The organism is Pararhodobacter sp. (assembly GCF_034676075.1).
Taxonomy (GTDB): Bacteria; Pseudomonadota; Alphaproteobacteria; order Rhodobacterales; family Rhodobacteraceae; genus Pararhodobacter.
Genome location: NZ_JAUCCQ010000153.1, coordinates 1 through 8,970 on the forward strand (window position 1 = coordinate 1; position 8,970 = coordinate 8,970).

The 8,970-nt window shown below is 69.4% G+C and carries 8 protein-coding genes and 1 tRNA gene; 5 read left to right on the top strand and 4 right to left on the bottom strand.

Features of this window, described 5'->3' with window-relative positions; translation table 11 throughout:
* Positions 1 to 40: 40 nt before the first annotated feature.
* Entirely contained in the window at positions 41 to 874 is an 834-nt protein-coding gene (locus VDQ18_RS21565) for a LysR family transcriptional regulator (RefSeq protein WP_323022927.1), read from the top strand.
* On the opposite strand, the gene VDQ18_RS21570 is transcribed toward VDQ18_RS21565, so the two are convergent.
* The gene (locus tag VDQ18_RS21570) at positions 871 to 1,710 is read right to left on the bottom strand and encodes a serine aminopeptidase domain-containing protein (protein ID WP_323022928.1); all 840 of its coding nucleotides are present in this window, start codon (positions 1,708 to 1,710) and stop codon (positions 871 to 873) included. The genes VDQ18_RS21565 and VDQ18_RS21570 overlap by 4 nt on opposite strands.
* 11 nt (positions 1,711 to 1,721) lie before the next feature.
* The gene (deoD, locus tag VDQ18_RS21575) at positions 1,722 to 2,426 is read right to left on the bottom strand and encodes a purine-nucleoside phosphorylase (RefSeq protein WP_323022929.1); all 705 of its coding nucleotides are present in this window, start codon (positions 2,424 to 2,426) and stop codon (positions 1,722 to 1,724) included.
* 144 nt (positions 2,427 to 2,570) lie between these two features.
* Here deoD and VDQ18_RS21580 point away from each other — a divergent pair, with 144 nt between their 5' ends.
* On the top strand, positions 2,571 to 3,596 hold the full coding sequence (locus tag VDQ18_RS21580; protein WP_323022930.1) for a dipeptidase: 1,026 nt from the start codon (positions 2,571 to 2,573) through the stop codon (positions 3,594 to 3,596).
* Positions 3,597 to 3,650: 54 nt separating this feature from the next.
* Positions 3,651 to 3,724, top strand: a tRNA-Cys gene (locus tag VDQ18_RS21585).
* 32 nt (positions 3,725 to 3,756) lie between these two features.
* Here the strand turns inward: VDQ18_RS21585 and VDQ18_RS21590 are convergent.
* Positions 3,757 to 4,749, bottom strand: a complete 993-nt coding sequence (locus VDQ18_RS21590) for a 2-dehydropantoate 2-reductase (RefSeq protein WP_323022931.1) — start codon at positions 4,747 to 4,749, stop codon at positions 3,757 to 3,759.
* Between the two features lie 50 nt (positions 4,750 to 4,799).
* Here VDQ18_RS21590 and dapF point away from each other — a divergent pair, with 50 nt between their 5' ends.
* Together dapF and mtaB are read left to right on the top strand one after the other, a co-directional pair.
* The gene (gene dapF, locus VDQ18_RS21595; protein ID WP_323022932.1) at positions 4,800 to 5,627 is read left to right on the top strand and encodes a diaminopimelate epimerase; all 828 of its coding nucleotides are present in this window, start codon (positions 4,800 to 4,802) and stop codon (positions 5,625 to 5,627) included.
* The gene (gene mtaB / locus VDQ18_RS21600) at positions 5,624 to 6,880 is read left to right on the top strand and encodes a tRNA (N(6)-L-threonylcarbamoyladenosine(37)-C(2))-methylthiotransferase MtaB (protein ID WP_323022933.1); all 1,257 of its coding nucleotides are present in this window, start codon (positions 5,624 to 5,626) and stop codon (positions 6,878 to 6,880) included. The genes dapF and mtaB overlap by 4 nt, the downstream gene beginning before the upstream one ends.
* A gap of 37 nt (positions 6,881 to 6,917) precedes the next feature.
* Here mtaB and VDQ18_RS21605 read toward each other — a convergent pair whose 3' ends face one another.
* Positions 6,918 to 8,813 (bottom strand): acyl-CoA synthetase, encoded by a 1,896-nt coding sequence (locus VDQ18_RS21605; protein ID WP_323022934.1) that lies wholly within the window; start codon positions 8,811 to 8,813, stop codon positions 6,918 to 6,920.
* Positions 8,814 to 8,970 lie beyond the last annotated feature (157 nt).

Here is an 8,970-nt window from a genome sequence, read left to right on the forward strand (position 1 = left end):
ATTAGGCTAAGAAAAACTTAGGCAAGAAAATATCAAGCAAATGGCCGCCCAGCCCCCGCGCCCGAAACTGCCGCCGCTCACAGCGTTGCGTGCCTTCGAAGCCGCCGGGAGGCTGGGCGGTTTTACGCCTGCCGCCCGCGAGCTGGGCGTCACCCCGGCCGCCGTCACCGCCCATCTGAAAACCCTGGAACAATCGCTCGGCGCCGCACTGTTCGAGCGTCACCCGCGGGGCGTGGCCCTGACCGATCTGGGCGCCCGGGTGCTGCCCGATTTCACCCGCGCCTTCCGCCAACTGGACGCCGCCATGCAGCGGCTCGAGGGCGAGGCCGCGCCGGGTCTGGTGCGGATCGCGACAACGGCCGATCTGGCGCAGCTCTGGCTTTCGCCCCGGCTGCCCCGGCTGCGCCGCGCGGGCTTTCAGGTGGTGCCGGTCCCGGTCGAGGCGCCCGAGGCGGCGCGAGGGCTGGCCGATCTGGGGCTGTTCCTGCTGCCGGGCTCGGGACCCGAGGCGCCGCTGATCGCCGTTTCCGCCCCCGACGCCGCGCCCCCGCTCGCCACGCTGGACCCGGCTCTGACCCTCAGCCTAGCCGGACCCGCAGGCGACTGGACGCCCTGGGTCGAGGCCGCGGGCATTCCCGGCTTCCGCCCGCGCGGGCCGGTGCATGGCTCGGCGGCGCTGGCGCTGGAGGAAGCGGCGAATGGCGCGGGCCTGCTGGTCATCGCCCGCCCCCTGGCCGAGGCGGCGCTGGCGCAGGGACGGCTCAGCGAGCCCTATGGCATCACCGCGCCCAGCGGCCTGTCGCTGATGCTCTGGCCGCTCAGGGATCTGGCCCCGGATTCGGCCCCCGCGCAGGTGCTGGCGGCGCTGGGCTAGGCGATCAGCCGCGGCCAGAGCACTGCGTTGCGACTGTGGAAGGCCTGGATATGGCCGATGGCGGCAAGGCCCGCGTCGCCCGGCCGGATCAGCCGATAGTCGATCTCGGCCCCCGGGTGCCAGGCCCGCATCCGCTCGACCGAGGCGGGCGGCAGCATCGTGTCATCTGACAGGGCGATCATGGTCAGCGGCCCGGTGATCCCGGGGCGCCTGAGGCCTCCCAGCGCCGGGTCGGCGGGCGGCCCGCCCCTGTCCAGCAACCAGCGCCTCCATTGCCAGAAGACCCCCTTCGGCAGGTCCAGCCCCAACCCCAGCCAGCGCGCGGGCAGATAGCCCAGCGCGGCGGTGCTCACTGGCCCCAGCAGGTACCACAGCAGCGAGGCCCGGATGCGCATCCCCGGCGGGTGGTCGCTGATATGGCCGTGCCCGGCGGCGACGGTAATCACCCGGTCCAGATCGCCGATATCCGCCTGAAACCCCGCGGCGATGCCGCCCAGCGAATGACCGATCAGCCAGAGCGGCTGGCCCGGGAACCGCGCCCTGAGCGCCTGGCGCACCGTCACCGGATCGTGCAGCACCCAATCCGTCATGCAGGCGGGCGAGCGGTAAGGCGCGCCCGAGGCCCCGAAATCCCGGTAATCCCAGGTCAGCACGGCGGCGTTGCGTTCCGCCGCCAGCCAGCGGGCGAAGGGCTGGTAAAACCGCGCAGGCACCCCGGTCGCGCCGTTGATCGTGACCACCAGCGCGGGCTCGGGCGGCAGGGCCAGACACCCGCGCAACACCGCCCCGGGCGGACCCAGGGCGAAGGGTTCCTCACGGATCGCGGCCGGGCTCACCGCGCCCTGTCTCAGGAAAAGGCCGCGCCCAGCGCGATCTCGATCATCTCGCCGAACGAGCTTTGCCGGTCCGAGGCGGGCAGAGCCTCATGCGTGATCAGATGGTCCGAGATGGTCAGCACCGCCAGCCCCCGCACCCCATGCCGGGCGCAGAGGTTGTAAAGCTCGGCCGCCTCCATCTCGACGCAGAGCACGCCGTGACGCGCCATGATCTCGTTGAGATCGGGGCGTTCGTCATAGAACACGTCCGAGGAATAGATATTGCCGACATGCGTGGCGATGCCCTTGGCCGTCGCCACGCGATGCGCCGCCGCCAGCAGGCCGAAATCGGCCGAGGGGGCGAAGTTGATCTCGCGGAAGATCCCGCGCGAGGGGGTGGACAGCGTGGTCGCCGTCTGCGCCAGCACCACGTCGCGGATCTTGACCCGCTCCTGCATCGCCCCGGCGGACCCCACGCGGATCAGCGTCTGTGCGCCGTAATCGCGGATCAGCTCATTGGCGTAGATCGAGATCGAGGGCATCCCCATGCCCGAACCATGGATGGTCACCGGATGACCCTGCCAGGTGCCGGTATAGCCCAGCATGCCGCGCACCTCGTTCACCAGCCGCGGATTCTCCAGAAAGGTCTCCGCCGCCCAGCGCGCGCGATAGGGATCGCCCGGCAGCAGAACGGTGGGGGCGATGTCTCCGGGTTTGGCACCGATATGCACGGTCATGGGCAACTCCTGTTCTTGTGACCGCCGACGCTAGCAGCAACGCAAGTCCGGCAAAAGCATCCCGTCGCGTCGCGCCCGCGCTGACAGGAGGCGCTTTTCCTTTCCCGCCCCAGCCCCTAGGCTCAGGCCGACCAAGGAGGCGCCATGCAGGTTTTCGACGGACATAACGATGTGCTCAGCCGCCTGTGGTGCGCGGGCGGCGATCCGGTGCAGCGCTTTGCCCGCGACGAGGGGCATATCTCGGCCCCGTCGGCCCGGGCAGGCGGTTTCGCTGGCGGGCTCTTCGCGCTCTATTCGCCGCAGACCCGCCGGGCCTTCGATTTCTCGGGTTTCCGGGGCGGCACCATGCCGCTCTCACGCCCGATGGAGCAGAATGCCGCGCTGCAATCGGTGATGGCCGAGGTCGGCATCGCCCGGCGCCTGCAGGCCGCGGGTCTGATCCGGCTCTGCACCGATGTGGCGGGAATCGAGGCGGCGATGGCGGCGGGCGACATCGCCGCTGTCCTGCATCTGGAAGGCGCCGAATGCATCGACCCGGAACTGCTGGTGCTGGACGCGCTGCACGGGATGGGCCTGCGCTCGCTGGGTCCCGTCTGGTCGCGGCCGACGATCTGGGGCGAGGGCGTGCCCTTCGGCTATGACCGCGACGGCGACACCGGCCCGGGCCTGACCGCGGACGGCCGCCGCCTGATCGCCCGCTGCGCAGAACTGGGGATCGTCGTCGACACCAGCCACCTGACGATGAAGGGCTTCTGGGAGATCGGCGACATGGGCCTGCCGCTGGTCGCCACCCATTCCAACGCCTGGGACCTCTGCCCCGCGACCCGCAACCTGACCGCGCCGCAGCTTCGCGCGATCGGGGCCACGGGCGGCATGGCGGGGCTGAACTACGCGACCGTCTTCCTCTCGCCCGAGGGCTGGAAGACCGGCCGCGCCAGCCTCGACGATTGCCTGCGTCAGCTGGAGGCGATGATCGAGGGGGCGGGCGAGGATCACGTGGGCCTCGGCTCGGATTTCGACGGGGCGCCGCTGCCGCAAGGTATGGCCAGCGCCGCCGACCTCCCGGCGCTGATCGCCGCCATGGAGCGCGCGGGCTTCGGCGCCGCGCTGATCGAGAAGCTCTGCCACGGCAACTGGCTGGCCTTCCTGCGCCGTGTCTGGGGCGCCTGACGCCCTCTTGCACCCATGGGGCGAAGCGGCTAAAGCAGGGGGGCCTCGGGCAACGGCGGGTTGGCGGAGAGGTTACGCAGCGGATTGCAAATCCGTGAAGACCGGTTCGATTCCGGTACCCGCCTCCAGGCTCTCCCTGTTTTCCTGTCCGATCCGTGTCTTAACCGGCACGCGCCCGCTGCAAGTCGGCCAGCAGCGCCTCGCCTGACCAGCGGTCGGCTGTGGTTGTGGCGTCTTCCACCAGTTGGGTCAGGCGGGCGTTGATCGGGGCCTCCCGGTTCAGGCGTGCCGCGAGCCGCGCCACCTCGCCGTTGATGGCGTCCAGTTCCGGCGGGCGCCCCAGCGCCAGATCGTCGGCCATCGACGAGCGCGCCAGCGGGTCGATCTTCAGCATGTTGCCGGCGATCAGGCGGAACAGCGGATCGGGCAGGCGCAGCACCTTCGGCAGGAAGCCCGCGGGCAGGGGCGTCAGGCGGGCTAGCGGCTGACCGGCCTCGGCGCAAAGCGCCAGCAATTCCTCCTGCGCCAGCGCCAGGCAGCGGCGGAAATCCCGGGTGGCCAGTTCCTCACGCAGGGGCAGCCCCGACAGCGCATTCACCGCGTTGTTGAGGTTCATCAGCAGCTTGGCCCAGAGGACCGGCGCCATCTCGGCATGCAGCGTCAGCGGCAACCCGGCCCGGGCGAACAGATCCAGCGGCAGGCGCGGATCCACCCCCATATGCAATCCGCCCTGCGAGCCTTGATGGAAATGCCCCGGCCCCTGTTCGGCGACGTTGAAGCCGACCATGCCGGGCAGGACCGGGCGGCCCAGCCCCTCGGCCAGCACCGCGGCGTTACTGACGCCGTTCTGCAGGCTGACGACCAGCGCCCCCGGGGCCAGATGCGGGCGCAGGTCGCGGGCGACCGAGGCACTGGCCTGTGACTTCACGCAGATAAGCACCAGATCGGCCCCCGACGCGCCCTCCGGCCCCTCGGCAAAGGGCAGGGGGCCGGTGGTCATCCGCGCGCCCCGGTAGTCGGTCAGCGTGAGCCCGCCCGCCAATGCCGCGCGGCTCCGGGCCCGGCCGATCAGCACCACATCGCCCCCCGCCGCCGCCAGTCGCCCGCCGACATAGGCCCCGATCAGCCCCGCCCCGTAGATCGCGATCCGCATTCCCGTGCTCCCACTGGAAGGGCGCAAGGTTTTCGCCTATATGCCCGCGCATGACACCCTCGGCCGAACCCCTCACCTTCCGCAAGATGCACGGAGCCGGAAACGACTTCGTGGTCATCGATTCGCGTGGCCGGTCCCGGGTGACGACACCGGCGCTGGCCAAGAGGCTGGGCGACCGGCACCGGGGCGTGGGCTTCGACCAGCTGGCCGAGTTGCACGACGATCCCGAGGCCGATTTCGCCCTCGATTTCTGGAACTCGGACGGCAGCCGGGCGGGCGCCTGTGGCAACGCGACCCGCTGCGTCGCCTGGCTGGTCCTGCGCGAGACCGGGCGCGACCGGCTGACCATCCGCACCGAGCGCGGGCTTCTGGAAGCGGTGCTGCGCAATGGCCGGGTCTGGGTCAACATGGGGGCGCCGCTAACCGACTGGCGCGAGATCCCGCTGTCCGGTCCGCAGGACACGCTGCATCTGCCGCTGCCGGGCGATCCTGTCGGTGTCGGCATGGGCAATCCGCATTGCGTCTTCCTGACCCATGACGCGGATGCCGTCCCGCTGGAAGAGCAAGGGCGCGCGGTCGAGCATGACCCGCTCTTCCCCCAGCGCACCAATGTCGAATTCATCAGCCTGCTGGGCGAGGACCATCTGCGCATGCGGGTCTGGGAACGCGGCGCGGGCGTCACTTTGGCCTGCGGCTCGGGCGCCTGCGCAGCGGCGGTGGCCTCGGCTTTGCGGGGGCTGACCGGGCGGCAGGTGGTGCTGGATCTGGACGGCGGGCGGCTCGAGGTCGATTGGCAGGACAACGGCGTCTGGCTGACCGGCCCGGTGGCCGAGGTCTTCACCGCCACGATCCCCGCCGATTTTCTGGCCACGCTGTGAGCGCGCCGGTCTTCACCACGCTGGGCTGCCGCCTCAACGCCTATGAGACGGAGGCGATGAAGGATCTGGCGGCGCAGGCCGGCGTTGCGAATGCGCATGTGGTGAACACCTGCGCCGTGACGGCCGAGGCGGTGCGCAAGGCCCGTCAGGAGATCCGCCGCATCGCGCGCGAGAACCCGGGCGCCACGATCATCGTCACCGGCTGCGCCGCCCAGACCGAGCCCGAGACCTTCGCCGAGATGCCGGAAGTGACCCGCGTCATCGGCAACCACGAGAAGATGCAGGCCGAGACCTGGAAGGGCCTCGCCCCCGATCTGATCGGCGAGACCGAGCGCGTGCAGGTCGATGACATCCTGTCGGTCAAGGAAACCGCCGGGCATCTGATCGACGGGTTCGGGACGCGGGCGCGGGCCTATGTGCAGGTGCAGAACGGTTGCGACCACCGCTGTACCTTCTGCATTATTCCTTACGGGCGCGGCAATTCGCGGTCGGTCCCCGCAGGCGTGGTGGTCGAACAGATCAAGCGGCTGGTCGGCGCGGGCTACAACGAAGTCGTGCTGACCGGGGTGGACCTCACCTCCTGGGGCGCCGACCTGCCGGCCGAGCCGAAGCTGGGCGATCTGGTGCGGCGGATCCTCAAGCTGGTGCCGGATCTGCCGCGGCTCAGGATCTCCTCCATCGATTCGGTCGAGGCCGATCCGGCGCTGATCGAGGCGATTGCCGCCGAGCCCCGGCTGATGCCGCATCTGCACCTGAGCCTTCAGGCGGGCGACGACATGATCCTGAAGCGGATGAAGCGCCGGCACCTGAGGGACGACGCGATCCGCTTCTGCGAGGACATGCGCCGCGCCCGCCCCGACCTGATCTATGGCGCCGACATCATCGCCGGGTTCCCGACCGAAACCGACGAGATGTTCGCCAACACTTTGGCCATGGTGAAGGACTGCGGCCTGACCTGGCTGCATGTCTTCCCCTATTCCCCCCGAAAGGGCACCCCCGCCGCGCGGATGCCGCAGGTGGCGAAACCCCTGATCAAGGAACGCGCCGCAAGGCTGCGGTCCCTGGGCGAGGAACTGGCGGTGGCGCATCTGGCGGCGCAGATCGGCCGCCAGCATCAGGTGTTGATGGAAAACCCCCGCATGGGCCGGACCGAGCAATTCACCGAGGTGAGTTTCGCTCAGGACCAGCCAGTCGGCGCCATCGTCCCCGCCCGGATCGCCGGGCACGACGGGGCGCAGCTGACCGCCGCCTGACGGACGGCCAGCGCCTGCGCCCGAGGCAGGTCCCGGGTCAGATCTTGTCCCACTGCACGGCGAATTCGCCCAGAACCTCGGTCAGTTTCGCCTGATCGACGCCCTCGCCGGTGCGGATCGTCGCCACCAGCCCGCGCTTCTTGTCTTCGATCACCTCGGCGACCGAGGCGTCGAGCTTGGCCTCCTTCAGCGTTTCGTCGAAGACCCGGGTGATGGCCATGCGCCGCAGGTCGGGCTTGAAGACCTTGCCGACCGCGGTCTTCGGGAGTTCGGCCAGGATCTCCACGTGCTTCGGCACGGCGGCGCGCTCGGGGATGCGGTTGGCGGCATGCTCGGCCAGTTCGCGGGGTGTCACGCTCTTGCCCGCCACCAGCTCGACATAGGCGCAGGGCAGTTCGCCCGCCTTGGCGTCGGGCTGGCCGATGGCCCCGGCGAAACCGACCGCCGGATGGCTGAGCAGCGCCTCCTCGATCATCGCCGGGTCGATGTTATGCCCGCCGCGGATGATCAGATCCTTGGCCCGGCCGGTGATCCACAGATAGCCGTCCGCATCGATCCGCCCGAGGTCGCCGGTGCGCAGCCATTTGCCATCGGCGTAGAGGCCGTTGTTCTTGGCCGTCTCGGTATAGGTCGAACCCGGGATCACCCCGGGGTTCGAGATGCAGATCTCGCCCACCTCATCCGTCGCGCATTCCTTGGTGACGGTGCCATCGGCGCCATGATGCAGGATGCGGCAGTTCGTGTAGGGGAAGGGGATCCCGACCGAGCCCACCTTCTTCTGCCCGTCGACCGGGTTGCAGGACACGAGGCAGGTGGCCTCGGTCAGCCCGTAACCCTCGACGATGGCGACGCCGGTCGCTTCCTCGAAACGGCGGTAAAGTTCTATCGGCAGCGGAGCCGAGCCGGAGAAACCGCTCTTCAAGGTGGAAATATTGGCATTGACCGGCCGCTGCATCAGCGCCGACAAGGCGGTCGGCACGGTGATGATGAAGGTCACCTGCCAGCGCTCGACCAGCTTCCAGAAATTGTCGAAGACGCCATCGCCGCGATAGCCCGCCGGGGTCGGCATGACCATATGGGCGCCGGCCGTCACCACCGACATCAGGATCGGATAGGCGGCGAAGACGTGGAACAGCGGCAGCGGGCAGAGGACGACGTCCTCTTCCGACATCAGCAGGCTCGCGCCCAGCCAGCCGTTGTAGAGGACGCCGGAATGGCGGTGCTGCGCCACCTTGGGCAGGCCGGTGGTGCCGCCGGTGTGGAAATAGGCGCAGACCGCATCGCCCGTGGCCTGGGCGAAGGTCAGCCGGTCGGCGGGTTGCTTCTGCATTTCGCGGTAGAAGCTGAGAACGCGGGCATTGTGGTGCACCGGGTTCTTGGGCCGGACCAGCGGCACGATCAGCTTCTTCACCCCGCTGAGGTAATGCAGCAGATCGACCTCCAGCACGGTCTTGACGTTGGGCGCGTGGCGCAGGGCCTCGGCCACTTTCTGGGCCACGTCGGATTTGGGGAAGGCGCGCAGAGTGACGACGACCTTGGCATTGGTCTCGCGCAGGATGCCGGCGATCTTCTCGGCCTCCAGAAGCGGGTTGATCGGGTTGACGATCCCCGCAGTCATCGCGCCCAGCAGCGTGACAGCGGTCTCGTTTACCGTCGGCAGGATATAGGCGATGGTCTCGCCCTCCTTGACGCCGAGGCTGCGGAACAGGTTGGCGGCGCGCGTCACCTGGGCGAGGAACTCGTTCCAGGTCAGGGTTTCCGCCTTGGCGCCGTCGTCCGAGAACATCTGGAAGCTGATCGCCTTGCGCGTGCCATGGGCGCGGGCGGTGCGGGTCAGCTGGTCATAGACGGTCGCCGGGACGTCACGCGCCTCCCAGGGCTGTTCAGCCTCGATGGCGTCGCGGTCCGCGGCGTTGGCGAATTGACGGGTCATAGGTGTCCTCCCTGCGCATTTCGGCGCGATTTATCGAGGAGTGTGACGCCTTTGCGGTTTCTATGCAATCGGGGGCAGAGGGGTGTCGTCGCGTCGCGCCCGGCGGCGGGAGGCACGCTCCCACCCGCCCACCCCGCGCGCCTCCCGCCGCGGAGAG